The 16,427-nt window shown below is 60.4% G+C and carries 17 protein-coding genes and 3 pseudogenes; 15 read left to right on the forward strand and 5 right to left on the reverse strand.

Annotated elements, in window-relative coordinates; all coding sequences use genetic code 11:
• Nucleotides 1–56 precede the first annotated feature (56 nt).
• The 4 genes and pseudogenes from PSH81_RS20815 to PSH81_RS20830 form a co-directional block, all read left to right on the forward strand.
• Nucleotides 57–227 (forward strand): annotated as a pseudogene (locus PSH81_RS20815) (HNH endonuclease); the annotation flags it as partial.
• A 74-nt stretch (nt 228–301) separates the two neighbouring features.
• Nucleotides 302–949 carry an HAD-IB family hydrolase gene (locus tag PSH81_RS20820; protein ID WP_226456312.1) on the forward strand — a complete coding sequence of 216 codons (648 nt, stop codon included), beginning with the start codon at nt 302–304 and terminating at the stop codon, nt 947–949.
• A gap of 323 nt (nt 950–1,272) precedes the next feature.
• Nucleotides 1,273–2,220 carry a hypothetical protein gene (locus tag PSH81_RS20825; protein WP_305391407.1) on the forward strand — a complete coding sequence of 316 codons (948 nt, stop codon included), beginning with the start codon at nt 1,273–1,275 and terminating at the stop codon, nt 2,218–2,220.
• Between the two features lie 107 nt (nt 2,221–2,327).
• Entirely contained in the window at nt 2,328–2,708 is a 381-nt protein-coding gene (locus PSH81_RS20830) for a helix-turn-helix transcriptional regulator (RefSeq protein ID WP_226456189.1), read from the forward strand.
• Nucleotides 2,709–2,767: 59 nt separating this feature from the next.
• Here the strand turns inward: PSH81_RS20830 and PSH81_RS20835 are convergent, their stop codons facing one another.
• The 3 genes from PSH81_RS20835 to PSH81_RS20845 all read right to left on the reverse strand — a co-directional run bounded on the left by PSH81_RS20835 (nt 2,768) and on the right by PSH81_RS20845 (nt 6,302).
• Nucleotides 2,768–4,273, reverse strand: coding sequence for an amidase family protein (locus PSH81_RS20835; RefSeq protein ID WP_305391408.1), 1,506 nt, complete (start codon nt 4,271–4,273; stop codon nt 2,768–2,770).
• A 140-nt stretch (nt 4,274–4,413) separates the two neighbouring features.
• Complete coding sequence (locus tag PSH81_RS20840) at nt 4,414–5,136, reverse strand: hypothetical protein (protein WP_305391409.1); 723 nt, start codon at nt 5,134–5,136, stop codon at nt 4,414–4,416.
• Between the two features lie 107 nt (nt 5,137–5,243).
• The gene (locus PSH81_RS20845; RefSeq protein ID WP_226456192.1) at nt 5,244–6,302 is read right to left on the reverse strand and encodes an MBL fold metallo-hydrolase; all 1,059 of its coding nucleotides are present in this window, start codon (nt 6,300–6,302) and stop codon (nt 5,244–5,246) included.
• A 123-nt stretch (nt 6,303–6,425) separates the two neighbouring features.
• Between PSH81_RS20845 and PSH81_RS20850 the strand changes: the two genes are divergently transcribed.
• The 5 genes and pseudogenes from PSH81_RS20850 to PSH81_RS20865 all read left to right on the forward strand — a co-directional run bounded on the left by PSH81_RS20850 (nt 6,426) and on the right by PSH81_RS20865 (nt 10,474).
• Nucleotides 6,426–7,043 carry a TetR/AcrR family transcriptional regulator gene (locus PSH81_RS20850; RefSeq protein ID WP_226456193.1) on the forward strand — a complete coding sequence of 206 codons (618 nt, stop codon included), beginning with the start codon at nt 6,426–6,428 and terminating at the stop codon, nt 7,041–7,043.
• Between the two features lie 184 nt (nt 7,044–7,227).
• Nucleotides 7,228–8,286, forward strand: coding sequence for a diguanylate cyclase (locus PSH81_RS20855; protein WP_305391410.1), 1,059 nt, complete (start codon nt 7,228–7,230; stop codon nt 8,284–8,286).
• 351 nt (nt 8,287–8,637) lie between these two features.
• Nucleotides 8,638–9,267 (forward strand): annotated as a pseudogene (locus PSH81_RS27585) (PAS domain-containing protein); the annotation flags it as partial.
• A gap of 165 nt (nt 9,268–9,432) precedes the next feature.
• Nucleotides 9,433–9,867: pseudogene (locus tag PSH81_RS27590) on the forward strand (methyl-accepting chemotaxis protein); the annotation flags it as partial.
• Between the two features lie 76 nt (nt 9,868–9,943).
• Entirely contained in the window at nt 9,944–10,474 is a 531-nt protein-coding gene (locus tag PSH81_RS20865) for a DUF1003 domain-containing protein (RefSeq protein WP_192301061.1), read from the forward strand.
• A gap of 45 nt (nt 10,475–10,519) precedes the next feature.
• On the opposite strand, the gene PSH81_RS20870 is transcribed toward PSH81_RS20865, so the two are convergent.
• A complete protein-coding gene (locus PSH81_RS20870) occupies nt 10,520–11,401 on the reverse strand; it encodes a LysR family transcriptional regulator (RefSeq protein WP_305391411.1) in 882 nt (293 codons plus the stop codon).
• 80 nt (nt 11,402–11,481) lie between these two features.
• On the opposite strand from PSH81_RS20870, the gene PSH81_RS20875 reads away from it, so the two are divergent.
• Both PSH81_RS20875 and PSH81_RS20880 read left to right on the forward strand, forming a co-directional pair.
• Nucleotides 11,482–12,180 (forward strand): CTP synthase, encoded by a 699-nt coding sequence (locus PSH81_RS20875; RefSeq protein WP_305391412.1) that lies wholly within the window; start codon nt 11,482–11,484, stop codon nt 12,178–12,180.
• Entirely contained in the window at nt 12,177–12,497 is a 321-nt protein-coding gene (locus tag PSH81_RS20880; RefSeq protein ID WP_305391413.1) for an antibiotic biosynthesis monooxygenase, read from the forward strand. The genes PSH81_RS20875 and PSH81_RS20880 overlap by 4 nt, the downstream gene beginning before the upstream one ends.
• A gap of 72 nt (nt 12,498–12,569) precedes the next feature.
• Here PSH81_RS20880 and PSH81_RS20885 read toward each other — a convergent pair whose 3' ends face one another.
• Complete coding sequence (locus PSH81_RS20885) at nt 12,570–12,893, reverse strand: DUF2025 family protein (RefSeq protein WP_192301057.1); 324 nt, start codon at nt 12,891–12,893, stop codon at nt 12,570–12,572.
• Nucleotides 12,894–13,125: 232 nt separating this feature from the next.
• Here PSH81_RS20885 and PSH81_RS20890 point away from each other — a divergent pair, with 232 nt between their 5' ends.
• The 4 genes from PSH81_RS20890 (at nt 13,126) to PSH81_RS20905 (ending at nt 16,373) form a co-directional block, all read left to right on the forward strand.
• A complete protein-coding gene (locus PSH81_RS20890) occupies nt 13,126–14,253 on the forward strand; it encodes a glycerophosphodiester phosphodiesterase family protein (protein WP_192301056.1) in 1,128 nt (375 codons plus the stop codon).
• The gene (locus PSH81_RS20895; protein ID WP_226456198.1) at nt 14,254–14,556 is read left to right on the forward strand and encodes a hypothetical protein; all 303 of its coding nucleotides are present in this window, start codon (nt 14,254–14,256) and stop codon (nt 14,554–14,556) included.
• Between the two features lie 189 nt (nt 14,557–14,745).
• Entirely contained in the window at nt 14,746–15,051 is a 306-nt protein-coding gene (locus PSH81_RS20900; protein ID WP_192301055.1) for a PepSY domain-containing protein, read from the forward strand.
• Nucleotides 15,052–15,350: 299 nt separating this feature from the next.
• Complete coding sequence (locus PSH81_RS20905; RefSeq protein WP_305391414.1) at nt 15,351–16,373, forward strand: transporter; 1,023 nt, start codon at nt 15,351–15,353, stop codon at nt 16,371–16,373.
• The last annotated feature ends 54 nt before the right edge of the window (nt 16,374–16,427 follow it).

Genomic DNA, 16,427 nt, shown 5'->3' on the forward strand with positions numbered 1-16,427 from the left:
CGCCAAGCAATATCAAGAAGCCCTGACTCGCTCGGGGCTTTTTTATGCCTGGTGATTTGCCATTTCTTGAAGCACATCGCACCCAGCACCTCGCCCGGAAGGGTTCGGATCGCATCACCAATGCTGTAGCCTTGTGCCCCAATTGCCATCAGCGTTGTCACCGGTCCAGCGACCGGGAGGCTTTTACCGCAGCGATTTACGCGAAAATCGATAGATTGATACGCGAGCAAACTGCGGTTGTCACAGCTGGTGCATTCCAATATTCAGTAGATACGACCGAGGCCACCCCGTGACCCCAGACATGCTCGAAGCCGGCCCCGCCGATGCAAAAGTACTTTCCGTATTTGACTTCGACGGCACCCTGACCCACCACGACAGTTTTGTGCCGTTCCTCAAGTTTGCCTTTGGCAAGGCTGAGTTCTGCCGGCGGATGGTGAAGCTCGCGGTGCCTGGGCTGCGGTTTTTGTTGCGGCTGACCAGCCGGGATGAGTTGAAGGCGCAGTTGATCCGCACCTTCATGACCGGGGTGGAGAAAGCTTGGGTGCAGCAGCAGGCGCAAGCGTATTGCCAGGCGTATTGGACCAGGTTGATGCGCCCGAGCGGCTTGCAGTCGGTGGCCGATGAGTTGAAGTCCGGAGCGGTGGTGACCCTGTGCTCGGCGTCGCCGGCGCTGGTGTTGCAGCCGTTTGCCGATCGCCTGGGGATCAAGTTGATCGGCACCGAGCTTGAAGTGGTCGACGGGGTGCTGACCGGCAAGCTGACCGGCAACAATTGCCGCTGTGAGAACAAGGTGCTGCGGCTTGAAGCGGTGTATGGGGACCTGGGGGATTATCGTCTGCGGGCCTGGGGTGACACGCGCGGGGATCGGGAGTTGCTGGCGGCGGCGCAGGATGCGCATTTTCGGCATTTTCATGGGAAGAAGAACAAGCGGGCCCGGTTGCAGCGGTGATACCAGTGAGTGGGGTCGGCAAAAAAAACTGAGCCGATCCCTTCGCAGCCTCACAGGGGTTCTACAGGTCCCACATTTGATCGGTGTGAGTCTGAAAACCGTGAGCGCTGACGCTGCTCTGCTGCGCAGCTTAAACCCAATCCTCTACCCGCAAGCCTGGCACGCGGTCGAACGTAGATATTCGCAAGCGCCTTGGCCGGCGTTACGAGTGAATCATGGCGGCCCCATCGTAGCCTCGCCAAAGGTATATGGATTGCTCTTGTTGCTGATATTTGAGGCAAATCCCGCTATTAATAGCGAACTATCTCACGGACCCGAGCCCCATGAAATTCGACACGGCCTACAGCCTGAGTCTCGATGAAAAGCTGTCGATCTACGACGTACGAGACCTGAATTTCGACGAAACCAGCGACTTCGATTCCGACAAGGATCGTTTCTTCTGCCCCAACGATGAATGCCGTGCAGCATTCGATGCGGGCAACACGCTGAGCACCTTCAACGCAAAAAACGTCAACTACCAACGCACGCCGCACTTCAAGAACAAGGCCGGCACCCGGCATATCGACGGCTGCCGTTATGCCAGCACGCACAAGGCCGCATCCGGTGAAAGTGACGACGAGCGCGAGGACAATTTCCCATCGGAGTTTGTGCTCACCCGCCGCCAATACCAACGCAAAGCCACTGTGGTCGACACCGAAGCAAACGCCCCACAAGACCCAACGAAAACACCTTCAATCCGCAGCAGCACCTCCCACGTCGCCACTGACTCCCCCCCAGACAAAACCAGTGTGTTCGCCCACCCGGTGGAATGCTATGTGTCGAACATCGACGACAAGCACAAGCTCAAAAGCATGCCACTGAAGATCGGCGAGCATACTGCGACGTACTGGGCGTTTTTCAAGAAGATCGAGTACCTGCAAGACAACAAGGGCCTGATCTACTGGGGCAGGATCAAGGCGATCAAGGACTACACCAGCAGCTTTCGCATCGACTTCGAAAAGAAGGTGTGGCTCGACAAGAAGCCTTACTCTGTCAACGTCTACCTGAGCAAAAAGCTGATCGAGAACTACCGCAAGCGCAAGGCGTTCCTGGAGCAGATCAAGGCGGCGGTGGACAGTAAGCAGGCGCTGTACTGTTTCTTTTACGGGGTGACGCCCGAGCTGAAACAAGTACCAAGCAAGAAACACCCCGAGCAGACGTTCGGGGTGTTCAGCGCGAATATCGAGAACCTGGATCACTTGATTATTCGGGAGGCGCCGGGGGTGGAGTAAGGGCTGGTCGCGAGCCTTCGAAAAAAATCCAGTTGATGAGCGGTCAAAACAACTGTACAAAAACACAGTATAGTTTGCCCTCCCCCGTCGAATCCTGGAGAAACCCCATGTCCTCTCTGGCAATGAGCTCTTTCGTAGAACAACAGATCGTCCTGCACCAATTCACCGCCAAGCACAGCGTCCAGGCCCGCGCGATGCTGGGCTGGAGCCGCGAAGACCTGGCCAGCCAGGCGGGTGTCGCAGTGGAAGCGGTGCAACGCTTTGAAAGCCACGCCGACGTGGAAGATGAAACCCGGTTGACCCTGGCGTTTCGGCTGGAGGCGGAGGGGCTGGTGTTTTTCCCAGGGTTCGCGCCGGGGTGGGGAATGAGTGCACGCAGGTCTACCCCTGCTCCGGCCGAACCCGCCGAGCCAGGTATCATCTCGCGGCTGATGGGTTCAACAGCGGCCTCTCTTGACTCACCAGCCCCTCAACCGAATGGTGCGTAGTGTCCAGCCGGATCACTGGACAGCGTAGGCGGCGCAGGATGAAGTCTAATGCGTTGACGTTAAAGAACCGGCTTGATCCCCACTTTCGCAGCCTGCTCATACCCATGGGCCACCGCCAGCAATGTCGGTTCGCTCCAGCGGGCACCAAAGAAATACGCGCTGGTCGGTTCACCGTCGTCATTTTTCCCGGAAGGCACCGAGACACCAGGGTAACCAGCTGCGGCGACCGCAAAGTAGCTGTTGGTCTCGAAGTCCGAGACCACCGCATCAAGGTTTTGCTCGTCAATCAGCTCATCCAAGGTGCCACGAAACTCCTGGATCAGGGCATCCCATAGGGGTTCGCGTTCCTCAGGCGTGAGGGTGGATGCCTCGATTTGCTTGAGTACCGGCTGGTGCTCGGTGGCGGCTCCATCACGCGCATCGTTGAACGCAATCAGTTGCGGCACCGACTTGACCGGCAGTCCCTGTCGCTTGGCCAGGTAGTCATTCAACTCGTCCTTCACATCGGCAAACAACAATTCGCCATAACGCGAGGCGTCGGCCAGTCGCATATTCACCGGCACCACAGTTGCCCCTTGCGCTCGAAGCACCTCAAGCGCCTGGGCAAACTGAGGGCTATTGTCCACCGACAGGCTTTCGCCCTTCGCGCAAAAGGTCGCCGGGTAACCAATACGCTTGCCGTGCAACGCTCCGGGTTTGAGCAATGCGGTGTAGTCGATGCCCTTGGGCGCATCAATGTTCGCGCTGTCGTCAGGGTCGCTGCCAGACATTGCATTAAGCATGAGCGCAGCATCAAACACCGAGCGCGCCATCGGCCCCGGTGTGTCCTGCCGGTGGCTGGCTGGAATGATGCCGCTGCGGCTCAACACGCCCACGCTGGGCTTGAAACCGACCACGCCGTTGAGCGCCGCCGGCACAATGATCGAACCGCTGGTTTCGGTGCCCACGGCCAGCGGCGCCAACCCGGCGGCAACAGCGGCGGCCGATCCCGAACTTGAACCACCGACCGGTGCATCCGCATGGTAAGGGTTGCGCGTTTGCCCGCCCCGACTGCTCCAACCGTCGGGGCCGCCGCGAAAACCCGCGAGCTCCGTCAGGTTGGTCTTGCCCAGGATCACCGCGCCCTGCTCACGCAGGCGCTCGACAATAAATCCATCCTTGCGCGCCGCCGTCCCCGTCAATCCAAACGCGCCGGCGCTGGTTTGCTGGGTATCGCCTGTCTCGATCGTGTCCTTGAGCAGCACCGGAATACCATGCAGCGGCCCCCTGACCTTGCCTGACATGCGCTCGCGGTCCAGCTCGCGTGCAATCTCCAACGCCTGTGGGTTGAGTTCGATGATGGTGCTTAACGCGGGGTCGAGCTTACGAATGCGCGCTTGCAAATAGGTGACCAGATCTTCCGAGGTGAACCCACCCGGCCGTGCCATTTGCTCGCCGAGTTCGCGAACACCGACATACTCAGTGCCAGGCGGTACCGGTTTGCGTAGATCGCCCGCGGGTTTCACCCCCATCATTCTCGACGCCTGGCTAATTACCGCGCCCACACCAAGACCAATACCAAACATGCAACACCTCCAGGAAGGGGTAAGAATTGACGAAGGACCTATGTTGATCCGCACACCATTCTAAAAACGCCCCTCCATCCAGGCTGCGCGAGGCCAGTCGTTCATACCGTGGGATTGTTCAACGCATGGGGTAGCCTGGCCTAAACCGGAGTCAACGCACGCACGCTGCGATAGCCCTGCACCAGCGCTGCCAACATCGCCTTCGACCAGCGCGCACCGTAGAACCACAGTGTCGCCCCGTCCTCAAGCGGCTCGTTGAGCGCTGGGTAACCGTTCCAGCAAGCGCTGTGAAACGCTCCAGTGCGGCTGTCGGACACCACCGCATCCAAGCGATATTCGCTGACAAGCTCATCGACTTCATTAAGGCTCTGCAAGGTGAAGTGCAGATCGCCCTTGGCCGCGCGGGCAGGCACCAGCACCAAGTGCGCGCCAGCCCGCCGCAGTATCTCCAGCGCGCGGAGAAAAGAGGCGTGTTGCTCGATCGGTGTCTGATCATCAAATCGCTCGGCAACCCCCACGCGTCGGCCTGCCAGAGCCGGGGTCGCAGTGAATGTGGTGTTGTTCTGCACCAGAGGCACCTCCACCATGACTGGTCCAGAGGGGTCGATACCACTCAGGGCGATCAATGACAGCGAGGGATCACGCACGGTTTTAAAGGGAATCGCCGGTGCGTCATATCCAGGGATCGGGATACTCACCTCATGCGGCATGCCGGCCAGGGGTTCGACGCTAAACGCAATACCGCGCCGGCCCGCTGCCTCAGGAACGTGGCCAGCAGGTGCAGGCTCGACAAACGTGGGCAGCACTTGCACCGGCAGGCACGGCACGCGTACTGCACAAATTTTCCTACACTTTTCATCCATCAAAACGTCCCCCAGAAATTAATTTTCCGGGAATCATCGCACCCTCATCCGGCCTCTGTCGCAGCCCGGAAACACCTTGAAAACTCCTTTTTCCGACGCCGCCAGCTTCAGCTTGCCAGGCTTTCTTCGGCGCCCTGGGTTTCCACCTCCAGCCACCACGCCTGCCCGCGCTCAGGTTGGTTCAGGCTGAACGCCTGGCCCATCGCCGGCGTGGTGATCGACACATTGCGCTCCCACGCCAAGGCCATGATGCGGTCGAACGGTTCGTGCCAGGCATGGAACGCCAGGTCGAAGGTGCCGTTGTGAATCGGCAGCAGCCAACGCCCCTTGAGGTCGATGTGTGCTTGCACGGTTTGCTCTGGCTGCATGTGCACGTGGGGCCAGTCGACGTTGTAGGCACCGGTTTCCATCAGCGTCAGATCAAACGGACCGTACTGCTCGCCAATGCGTTTGAAGCCATCGAAATAGCCGGTGTCACCGCTGAAGAAGATCCGCCGCGCGCCGTCGATCATCACCCAGGAACACCACAGGGTCTGGTTGCTGTCGAACAAGCCGCGCCCGGAAAAATGCTGCGCAGGTGTGGCGACAAACCGGATGCCATCCACCTCGGTGCCCTGCCACCAATCCAGTTGCCGTACTTTGCCGGGTTCAACGCCCCACTTGACGAGAATGTCGCCCACGCCCAGCGGTGCGAGAAAATAGCGAGTCTTGTCGGCCAATTCCACGACCGCCTTGTAGTCAAGATGGTCGTAATGGTTGTGGGAAAGAATCACCGCCTCTAGCGCAGGCAGTTCATCGAGGCTGATGGGGGGCTGGTGGAAACGCTTGGGGCCAGCCCAACTGAACGGCGAAGCGCGCTCAGCGAAGACCGGGTCGGTCACCCAGAACTTACCGCGCATTTTCAGCAAGACCGTGGAATGCCCAAGGCGAAACACACTGTGATCGGGCGCTGCCAGCAACTGGTCACGGGTCAGCGGTTGCACTGGGATCGTCCCCACCGGCCGCGTGCTGCGTGGCTTGTTGAACAGCATGTTCCAGAAAATCCGCAAGGTTTTGCCAAAGCCGCCGTGTTGTACGGGAGCGTCGTTACTGAAGGGGCCCTGTTCCTGCTCGGCAGGTTTGAGCCCCTCAGGCAAAGGGTCGACACGGGATGAGAGGATGGCCATTACCAGGTGACTCCTACAGAGCGCTGAAGAATTACACTGCACAGTGTAGTTTCAAGATTGCAACAAAATCCGGAGCAAGTAAACTACCGAGTGTAATTTCCCCTGCCGAGCCGAATGCCCCCCATGACTGCCCCTCAACGCCTCACCGACCGTAAACGCGAAGCCATCGTGGCTGCGGCCATCGCCGAGTTTCGCGCCAACGGTTTCGAGGTCACCAGCATGGACAAGATCGCCGCCACCGCCGGTGTTTCCAAGCGCACCGTGTACAACCACTTCCCGAGCAAGGAGGAATTGTTCGCCGAAATCCTTCACCAATTGTGGGCCAGCAGCGTCGCGCAACTGGATGTGAGCTACACCAGCGACCGCCCGCTGCGCGAGCAACTGCGCGGGTTGCTGGAGGCCAAGATGAAGATGATGGCGGATGCCAACTTCCTCGACCTGGCCCGGGTTGCTATCGCCGCCACCATTCACTCGCCGGAACGTGCCCAAGACATGGTGACCCGCCTGAGCCAGCGCGAAGAAGGTTTTACCCAGTGGGTCCGCGCCGCCCAGGAAGACGGCCGCCTCAGTTGCAGCGATCCGGCATTCGCCGCCCACCAGATCCAAAGCCTGCTCAAGGCGTTCGCGTTCTGGCCGCAAATCACCCTTGGCCAACCGACCCTGGATGCCGCCAACCAGGCCAGCGTGATCGAGTCTGCCATCGACCTGTTCCTGGCCGGCTACGAAGTCCACCCTCGGTAGACGCTGTTGCTTGAACGACATTGCAGGTCGTTTTTGACGCATTCGCCCTCTGTTTTGCACAAATGGCCTGTAAGGCCACTGATTATTCGTGCGCAAATAACTGACAATATTCACAGCCTTATCCGATAAACGGTTACCCCACGAACACGCTGCCGTACCTGCAAAAAGAGCTGACTCAGAATTTATGGAAAACCGACAAGGCAAAGGGCTCTCATTTGCCAGGCGTATCTACAAGCCAAGGATCATCGGCCTGGGCATCGGCGGCATCAGTGTGGCCGCCGCCCTCTACCCGCTCTCGATGCCCGGTTGGGTCTGGGCGTTCCTGCTGTTCAATGGCCTTGGCTGGCCGCATGTGGCGTATCAACTCTCGACGCGCGCCCAATTCCCCTATCAGGCCGAAAAACGCAACCTGATCTACGACTCGTTTTTCGGCGGGTTCTGGGCGGCAGCCATTGAGTTCTCGCCGCTGACGGCCGTGACCATCCTGTCCATGATGGCCATGAATAACGTCGCAGCGGGCGGCAAACAGATGTTCCTGCGCGGCCTGTTGGCTCAGGCAGTGGGTATCGGAGCCGGGTGGTTGCTGTTCGGCATGCGCTTCGACGCGGATGTCAGCGTGCTTGAGATCTACGCCTGCCTGCCGATGCTGACCCTCTACCCCATGGCCATCGGCATGGTCTGTTACCAATTGGCGATCAAACTGTCCGAGCACAAGCGTGCCCTCAGCGCCCTCAGCCGTATCGACAGCCTCACGGGCTTGCTTAATCACGGTTCGTGGAAAGACCTGCTGCACATCAAATTCCATAAGTGCCGGCAACAACAAAGCCACGCCACCATCACGCTGATCGACATTGACCACTTCAAACAGATCAACGACACCCACGGCCATATCGTCGGTGACGCGGTGCTGCGCCAACTGAGCCTGGAGTTGCGGCGCAACCTGCGGGAAAACGACCTGGCCGGACGCTATGGTGGCGATGAATTCTGTGTGATTCTTCCGAAAATGCCCCTGGAAGAAGCCGCGCAGTTGATGGAACGCATGCGCGAGACCTTCAGCAACTACCGTAACCCGCAGATCCCGGAGCTACGCGTCAGCCTGAGCATCGGCCTGGCCGACTTCCAACCCGGTTTCAGCGATGCCGCGATGTGGCTCAACGCCGCGGATCGGGCGCTGTACGCCGCCAAGGCCACCGGGCGCAACCGGGTCAACGTCAGCAACTATTGCGTGGCTCATTCCGCCTGAAGTTGTCGTACGACACCTCGTCTGAATTTCCTGCCCAGCACTTGCAGCGATAGCATAATGCCTTCATTGGGCGCCGCCGGTAAAAAGTAGTGGCACATCGCCGAACTTTCTTCCCGCTGCGCGACTCTGACCCCGTTGTTCCACCCCGCTGTCAGCACCAGGAAGCTGACAATGAGCACGTCAACCGTAGAGCCCAGCGCCTTACGGGGCAGGCGACCTCACATGGATACCCCCTACGCTTGCTTGCCCGAGCATCCGAACATGCTATTTAACGCCCACAAAAAAACCATCAGCGCCCTGCAACATACCGTGGCCCAACAGGCCAGCCTGCTGGACGCCCTCGAGCGCTCCATGGCGGTGATCGAATTCGACCTGCAAGGCAACGTGCTGCGGGCCAACGACAACTTCCTCAAGACCATGAACTACCGCGCCGAACAGATCGTCGGCCAGCCCCACAAGCTGTTCTGTACCCCCACATTTGCGCGTAGCGCCGAGTACAACCAGTTGTGGACGAACCTGCGCAACGGCCAATTCCGGTCCGGCACCTTCGAACGGGTGGCAGGCGACGGCCATTCAGTATGGCTGGAAGCCAGCTACAACCCGGTACGCGACGACGCCGGCCGCGTGGTCAAGGTGGTGAAGTACGCCATGGACGTGACCCCACGCCTGCAAGCCGAGAGCGAAGCCAACGCCAAGTTGGACGCCATCGGCCGGGCGATGGCGGTGATCGAGTTCAACCTCGACGGGACCATCCTCACCGCCAATACGAATTTCCTACAACGCATGGGCTACAGCCTCACACAGGTCCAGGGCCAGCATCACCGCCTGTTCTGCACCCCGGAGTTGGCCAACAGCGCGGCCTACAGCGAGTTCTGGCGCCGCCTGAACCAGGGCGAAATGTTCAGCGGCCAGTTCGAGCGCGTGGATAAAAACGGCCGCACCGTGTGGCTGGAAGCCAACTACAACCCGGTGTATGACGCCGGCGGACGCCTGTGCAAAGTGGTCAAGTTCGCCTCCGACGTCACCGCCATGGTGCAGCAGCACAGCGCCGATGCGGCCAGCGCAGCCCAGGCGTATCACATCTCCCTGAGCACCCGGGACATCGCCGAAAAAGGTGCCGAAGTGATCCAGCAAACGGCCAGCGGCATGCGCGACATTGCCGCCGACATTGACGGCTCCTCACAACTGATCGCCAAGCTTGGCGAGCGTTCGCAGCAGATCACCGCCATCGTCAACACCATTCGTGGCATCGCCGATCAGACCAACCTGCTGGCCCTCAACGCGGCCATCGAAGCGGCGCGCGCGGGTGAACAAGGCCGTGGTTTTGCCGTGGTGGCCGATGAAGTGCGGCAACTGGCAGCGCGTACCAGCGGCTCCACCGCGGAGATCTCCAGCATGATCGCGATGATCCAGGACGAAACCCGCCAGGCCATCCACAGCATGGACGGCACCCGCGACCGCGCGGCCCAGGGTGTCGACCTGGCCAACCGCGCCGGCACGGTGATCCTGCAGATTCGTGAAGGCACCAGCGAGGCCGTGCAGGCAGTCAGTGCATTCGCCAACGAGCGTGGCGGCAACTGACCCGATCTTCATACGTAGCGTCGGGGGCTCGGTCTATAGTGCTTCACTGTCTCTCAGTTGAAGATCCGAGCCCATCATGACCCCAAGCAAACCTGAAGCTGCCCCCGTCGATCACCTGCGTTTCCACCGCCCCCACGCCCACCTGGCACCGACGTTTGGCAATGACACCTTTGCCCTCAAGGCCGAAGCCTTCGCCCGATTCTTCGGCACGCCGACCTTCCTCGGTGCGCAGACGGTGATCGTGGTGGTGTGGATGGTATTGAACATGACCGGCGTGACGCACTTCGACGCCTACCCGTTCATCCTGCTCAACCTCGCCTTCAGCCTGCAAGCGGCCTACGCCGCGCCGCTGATCCTGCTGGCGCAGACACGCCAGGCAGCGCGGGACAAAGCCCAGTCCGACGCCGATGCGCAGCACCGTGAAGCCCTCGCCGTTGCCAATACCGAACGCCAGGCCCAGGCCGCGCAGACCACCAAACAGTTGCTGGAATTACTCGAACAGAACACCCGGCTGACGGAAATGACCAAGCAACTGACGGAACATGTCGAAAGCCTGACGTGTGAACTGCACGAGCACTTTGTAAGAAAACCCCAAGAACACCCGTAATCCCATATGGGAGGGGGGCTTGTCCCCCGCATTTTTGATTTGGGTCTAGGGTTTCATCCGGATGTGCCGCCCCAATTCATCAAACAACGCCACCACCGAGCGCAACGCCCGGCAGTCAGGACGGGTAAGCAACCACAGCGCCGTGCCATGCCCTGTCAACGTCGGCCCCATCGGTTGCAAGCCTTCATCCAGGAGAAAGTCCGGCAACGCCGCCACACCCAGCCCGGCACGCACCAGTTCGGTGACCGACAGCATGCTGTTGCAGCGAAAACCAAGGCGTACACCCGGCAGGTGCTCGCGACGCCAGGCCACCGTCGGATGGTCCGGCATGAAATCATCCGGGGCGATCCAGGCCAGTTCGGCCAACTCGCGCCCGGCATGCTCACGCGCAAAACCCGGGCTCGCACACACCTGGTAGGCGACGTTGCCGAGGCAGCGTCCTACAAGGTGCTCCGGCGGCGTCTTGGTCAAGCGTAGGGCGATGTCCGCATCGCGGCGGCTGAGGTTGGCGAAGTCGTTGGACGTACTCAGCTCCAGGGTCAGCGCCGGATAATCCGGCATGAATTGCGCCAACGCGGGCAGCAGCAACCCTTGCAACACCGAGTCGGTACAGGTCAGGCGCACCGTGCCGCTGATCACTTCACCGCCCTGCTCCACGCCAATGCGCGCCGCCTCCAGCGCTTGTTCGGCACGTTCGGCCTGTTGCGCCAGGTCCCGCGCCAAGCCCGTGGGCAAGTAGCCGGCGCGGCTTTTTTCAAACAGCGTCTGGCCCAATGCCGCCTCCAGGCGCCGCACTGCGCGAAACACCGTGGACACGTCCACCCGCAACAACGCCGCCGCCCTCGCGAGGGAGCCACCGCGCACCAGGGCGAGGATCAACGACAGGTCGGGGTAGTCAATCTGATAGTGCGTTGACGCATTGAACATATGGGTAAACGCCAATATTGATTGCGTGAACGCCAATTTATAGTGCGCTCCAGGACACCACAAGCCATGGGATGCACAGGATGAACGCCTCTACGCTGCACCTCGCCCTGATCGGCGAGTACCACCCCGCTGTCACCGCGCACCAAGCCATTCCCGTGGCCCTGCAACAGGCAGCCGACAGGCTTGGCCTGACCGTTCACCTGCAATGGCTCGACACCGACAACTTGCCATCGCTGCACGGCTTTGACGGTTTTTGGTGCGTGCCCGCCAGCCCCTATCGCGACACCGACGGCGCCCTGCAAGCCATCCGTTTTGCCCGCGAGCAGCGGCGACCGTTCCTCGGCACCTGCGGCGGTTTTCAGCACGCAGTGCTGGAATATGCCCGCAATGTATTGGGCTGGGCGGATGCGCAACATGGCGAACTGAACCCCGAGGCCAAACGCGCGGTGATCGCGCCGCTGAGCTGCGCCCTGGTGGAAGCCACCGACCGCGTGCGTCTGGCGCCCTACACCCGCATCGCCGAGGCCTACGGCACGCTGGACCTTGAAGAGGGCTATCGCTGCCGCTACGGGGTCAATCGCGAGTTTCTCGATGCCCTGCTCGAAGGCGACTTGATTGCCTGCGGCCACGACTCGGCGGGCGATCTGCGCGCGGTGGAGTTGCTCGATCACCCGTTTTTCGTCGCCACCTTGTTCCAACCCGAACGCGCCGCCCTCAACGGCATCACGCCGCCGCTGGCGATGGCCTTGCTCAACGCCTGCCGGGAGGTGTCCGCATGATCGCCGCCACACCCACCCCGCCCTACTACGCGGTGATTTTCAGCTCGCTGCGCACCGAGGGCGATCACGGCTACGGCGCGGCCGCCGCGCGCATGCTGGAACTGGCGCGTGGGCAACCGGGGTTTCTCGGGGTGGAATCGGCGCGGGAGGATGGCCTGGGGATCACCGTGTCGTACTGGCAAAGCGAGGCGGCGATCCTGGCGTGGAAGCGGCAAGCCGAGCACAGTGCCGTGCGTGAGCAAGGACGGGCCCTTTGGTACTCGGCGTTTCAGACACGGGTGTGCAAAGTCGAACGGGACTATGCGTTCCAGAACTGAAATGCTGACCCCCTGTGGGAGCGGGCTTGCCCGCTGCCACATTTGGCTCTCTATAACCTCGCAAACAGGTAGCTAGCTGACCAGACTGCGCAACGCAGCAATCTGCGGGATCTCGACCCGGCGCATGTACACCCGCAGCGGCTCACTGATGTTGATGCGGTCGTCGATGTTCTGGTCCAGCAGCAATTGGATGCGCTCGCGGGACAACGTCATGGTGTCATCCTCGGCGGGCAGCCAGACAAATTCGGCGGTGGGGATGATGCCGTCATCGGCCACATCCATGCCGAAGGAGTCTTCGCTGAAACGAACGATGTACTGCCCGGTCTTGCGGTTCAGTCCGACAAAACCGTGGAGTCTGTCGGCAGCCTGGCAGATAAGCTCGGAAGTGATGCGCATGGTAAACCTCACTGAAAAGTCCCACATGGACTGGAAAGATGGTTTACACGCGTGGCAGAAATTGCCGCCCTCTGGCGGGGAAGCTTCGGGCAAGAGTACTGCAATGCACCGCAAAAAAACCCAGAAAATTGGCGCATGCGCACGTTAATGTCGGTTTGGTGATGGCGCCGTTCGCAATCAATTGTTAAAAAGGAGGCCTTCTCAAAGCTACCTCCACGAAAGGACTTCGCATATGCCTGTCACGTTCACCAAGAGCGCCCTGCTGCTCGCCCTGACGCTTGGCCTCGGCCAGGCCCAGGCTGCCGATCCGATCAGCCCGGCTGAATTGGCGACAAACGAAGGCATTCCGTATCCCGCCGTCATCGCTCACCGTGGCGCCTCGTACGACGCTCCCGAATCCACCGCCGCCGCCTACAAAGTTGCACGCGACCTGGGTGCCGACTACCTGGAAATGGACCTGCAACGCAGCAAGGATGGCGTGCTGTTCGCCCTGCACGACAACAACCTGCAGCGCACCACCGACGTGGCCACCAAGTTCCCCGAGCGCAAAGACGCACCGGCCAACGAATTCACCTGGAAAGAACTGCAAAGCCTCGACGCCGGCAGCTGGTTCAACGCCGCTTACCCGGACCGCGCCCGCCCGGGTTTCGTCGGCCTGAAAATCCAGAGCCTGGACGACATCATCAAGATCGCCGAAGGCAACCCACAGCACAAACCCGGCCTGTACATCGAGACCAAGGAGCCCAAGCAATTCCCGGGCATCGAGGCCGACCTGAAAAACAAGCTGCTGGATAAAGGCTGGTTGAGTTCCGCCGGCTCCAAGCTGGGCAAGAGCAACACCGGTGTCGGCCAGGGCAAGGGCCGCGTGGTGCTGCAAACCTTCGAGAAGTCGAGCCTGGTCGAGCTGCAAAAAGAGATGCCGAACACCCCGAAAATCCTGCTGTTGTGGGTCGGTGAAGGCAGCATCGAGCCAAAATCCAAGCAGACGTTCGCCGAGTCCGGCGAAACCACCAAGGCCGCCTACTATGCCAAGCAAGAGCCGAAAGACGCCGCCGAGTTCGAAAAGTGGGTCGACGAAGCCAAGAGCCTCGGCGCCATCGGCACTGGCCCGTCGGCTGAGCTGACCGCCCATGGCGATCAAAGTTATTCGAACCTGGTCAAGCCTGAAATGAACAAGCTGACCCACGACAAAGGCCTGCTGGTGCACGTCTACACCGTCGACGAGCCGGTTGACTTCGACAAGGTGATGAAGGCTGGCGTGGACGGCATCTTCACCAACCGCGCGGCCGAACTGCTGAAGTTCTACAAGCGCTGGCCGTCGTCCAGCGTGCAGGACTTGCTGAACGACTATAAGTATTGAGTGAAGGCCCATTGGTCAGGCCGCCTGTGGTTGGGGCGTGACTACGGCCTGATCATCGGCGAGCTGGGGCGTACCGCGCCCCATGCGTACTATGCGCATCAGGTGATGTGCTCCAACGGTTCGCCGATCACGGTCAACCCCGACGGCCAGGTCACCAGGGCCCATCGTCTGTTTATCCCTTCGCGTCAGCCCCACGCCATTCTTGCGAGCCAGGGTGAGGTATCGGTGCTATATGCCGAGCCTGCCGTGTTCGATCTCGCCCCGTTGTTGCACGCAGACCTGTCCTTGGAGGCCGTGCGGTAGGCATCGCGATAAAACGCAGTGCCCGCGAACACCAGCAGCAGGTGCGGTTGCCACAGCCCCCGGCATGAAACCCGCCGCGCCCGACGAATTGAACAAACTGCGCAACTGCTTGAAATAATTAAGGGTGAGTTAAGTTGCGCTGACTAACCTGAGGCCACTTAAACAGCTCACCCCAAAAGGACCCACACGATGAAAACCCTGACCGCTTTGTTCGCCGCCACCGCCTTGACCCTGACCGCCGGCCTGGCTCAAGCCGACGTTCGCCCTGACCAGATTCCAAGCCTGTTGCAGTCCGGCGCGGTGAAGCCTTTTGAACAACTCAACAAAGACGCCCTGGCCAAACACCCTGGCGCCGTTATCCACGACACCGAGCTGGAGGACAAGGCCGGTCGCCTGGTCTACGAAGTTGAACTGACCGACACCACCGGCAAGAAGTGGGACGTGAAGCTCGACGCCAAGACCGGCGAAGTGCTGGAAAACAAACTGGATACTTGATCAAAACGCAGAACCCAATGTGTGTGCGGGCTTGCTCGCGAAAGCGGTGGATCAGTCACTGAATGTGTTTCTGATAGACCGTCTTCGCGAGCAGGCCCGCTCCCACAGGTTCATCAGGCGCCCAAGCGCGCCGTATCTGCCGGGCTAGACGCTGTTTGAACGGTCCCTGAGAAATAATCAAATAAACCTAACGCAGCGGAAATAAACACAAAGCCGTCACAAAACTGTCAATTCCCCTTGCAATGATTCGGCTACGCGACCTGTGAAACGTCCTACAGGCCCTTTCCCTGCGAGCCTCCATGAATCACAGCATTGACCACAGCCACCAGGACTCCGACCTGTTCGGCTTGCTCTACGGTTTTCGTTTTCGCCCAGGCGAAAAGGGTGAACAGATCGACTCGGCCACCGCACTGGCTGCGCTACAGGTCCCACAAGACCCGGAAGAATTCCTGTGGCTGCACCTGAACCTGGCCCATGCCGCGTGCGAACGCTGGATGCAGAAGCACCTGGAATTGCCGGATGAGTTCTTCGAAGCCCTGCACGAAGGCTCACGCTCCACCCGTATCGAACACGTCGACTCGGCCTTGCTGGCGGTGGTCAACGACGTGGTGTTCAACTTCAGCAGCATGGTCTCGTCGGATATTTCCACGCTGTGGGTGTGCGCCCGCAGCCGCCTGCTGATCAGTGCACGCCTGCAACCGTTGCACTCGGTGGACAAACTGCGCTCGTCGGTAAAGGCCGGGGAACGCTTCCGTTCGCCGCTGGAGTTGCTCGTGCATCTGCTGCGCGATCAGGGCGAGGTGCTGACGCAGATCGTGCGCAAGACCAGCATCAGCGTCGACCATATCGAAGACCAGTTGCTGTCTTCGCGCCTGTCCACCAACCGCGCCGAACTCGGTGCCGCGCGGCGGGTGCTGGTGCGCCTGCAACGCCTGCTGGCGCTGGAACCGGGCTCGCTGCTGCGCCTGCTCAACCGCCCACCGCAGTGGCTGCAAAAGGAAGACGTGAAGGAGTTGCGCAAATCCACCGAGGAGTTTGCGCTGATCATCAACGACCTCACGGCGCTCGGAGAACGTATCAAGCTGTTGCAGGAAGAGATCGCCGCCAACCTCAACGAGCAAAGCAACCGCACGCTGTTCACCCTGACGGTGGTGACGGTGCTGGCATTGCCGATCAACATCATTGCCGGTTTTTTCGGTATGAACGTGGGGGGCGTGCCGCTTTCCCAGGACCCGGAAGGCTTCTGGATATTGGTGGCCTTGGTCGCGACCTTTACCCTGATTGCCGGGCGCTGGGCGTTCCGCAAACGCAAGGATTACTGAACTGGAACGCCATTGAAAATGTGGTCGCTCCCACATTTGGCCCTGCGGTGTGAT

The organism is Pseudomonas sp. FP2335 (genome assembly GCF_030687535.1).
GTDB lineage: Bacteria > Pseudomonadota > Gammaproteobacteria > Pseudomonadales > Pseudomonadaceae > Aquipseudomonas.

Excerpts from the sequence above, each read along its gene's own strand:
- PSH81_RS20820 (WP_226456312.1), top strand. The coding sequence starts at position 302 with ATGCTCGAAGCCGGCCCCGCCGATGCAAAAGTACTTTCCGTATTTGAC.
- PSH81_RS20825 (WP_305391407.1), top strand. The coding sequence starts at position 1,273 with ATGAAATTCGACACGGCCTACAGCCTGAGTCTCGATGAAAAGCTGTCG.
- PSH81_RS20830 (WP_226456189.1), top strand. The coding sequence starts at position 2,328 with ATGTCCTCTCTGGCAATGAGCTCTTTCGTAGAACAACAGATCGTCCTG.
- PSH81_RS20835 (WP_305391408.1), bottom strand. The coding sequence starts at position 4,273 with ATGTTTGGTATTGGTCTTGGTGTGGGCGCGGTAATTAGCCAGGCGTCG.
- PSH81_RS20840 (WP_305391409.1), bottom strand. The coding sequence starts at position 5,136 with ATGGATGAAAAGTGTAGGAAAATTTGTGCAGTACGCGTGCCGTGCCTG.
- PSH81_RS20845 (WP_226456192.1), bottom strand. The coding sequence starts at position 6,302 with ATGGCCATCCTCTCATCCCGTGTCGACCCTTTGCCTGAGGGGCTCAAA.
- PSH81_RS20850 (WP_226456193.1), top strand. The coding sequence starts at position 6,426 with ATGACTGCCCCTCAACGCCTCACCGACCGTAAACGCGAAGCCATCGTG.
- PSH81_RS20855 (WP_305391410.1), top strand. The coding sequence starts at position 7,228 with ATGGAAAACCGACAAGGCAAAGGGCTCTCATTTGCCAGGCGTATCTAC.
- PSH81_RS20865 (WP_192301061.1), top strand. The coding sequence starts at position 9,944 with ATGACCCCAAGCAAACCTGAAGCTGCCCCCGTCGATCACCTGCGTTTC.
- PSH81_RS20870 (WP_305391411.1), bottom strand. The coding sequence starts at position 11,401 with ATGTTCAATGCGTCAACGCACTATCAGATTGACTACCCCGACCTGTCG.
- PSH81_RS20875 (WP_305391412.1), top strand. The coding sequence starts at position 11,482 with ATGAACGCCTCTACGCTGCACCTCGCCCTGATCGGCGAGTACCACCCC.
- PSH81_RS20880 (WP_305391413.1), top strand. The coding sequence starts at position 12,177 with ATGATCGCCGCCACACCCACCCCGCCCTACTACGCGGTGATTTTCAGC.
- PSH81_RS20885 (WP_192301057.1), bottom strand. The coding sequence starts at position 12,893 with ATGCGCATCACTTCCGAGCTTATCTGCCAGGCTGCCGACAGACTCCAC.
- PSH81_RS20890 (WP_192301056.1), top strand. The coding sequence starts at position 13,126 with ATGCCTGTCACGTTCACCAAGAGCGCCCTGCTGCTCGCCCTGACGCTT.
- PSH81_RS20900 (WP_192301055.1), top strand. The coding sequence starts at position 14,746 with ATGAAAACCCTGACCGCTTTGTTCGCCGCCACCGCCTTGACCCTGACC.
- PSH81_RS20905 (WP_305391414.1), top strand. The coding sequence starts at position 15,351 with ATGAATCACAGCATTGACCACAGCCACCAGGACTCCGACCTGTTCGGC.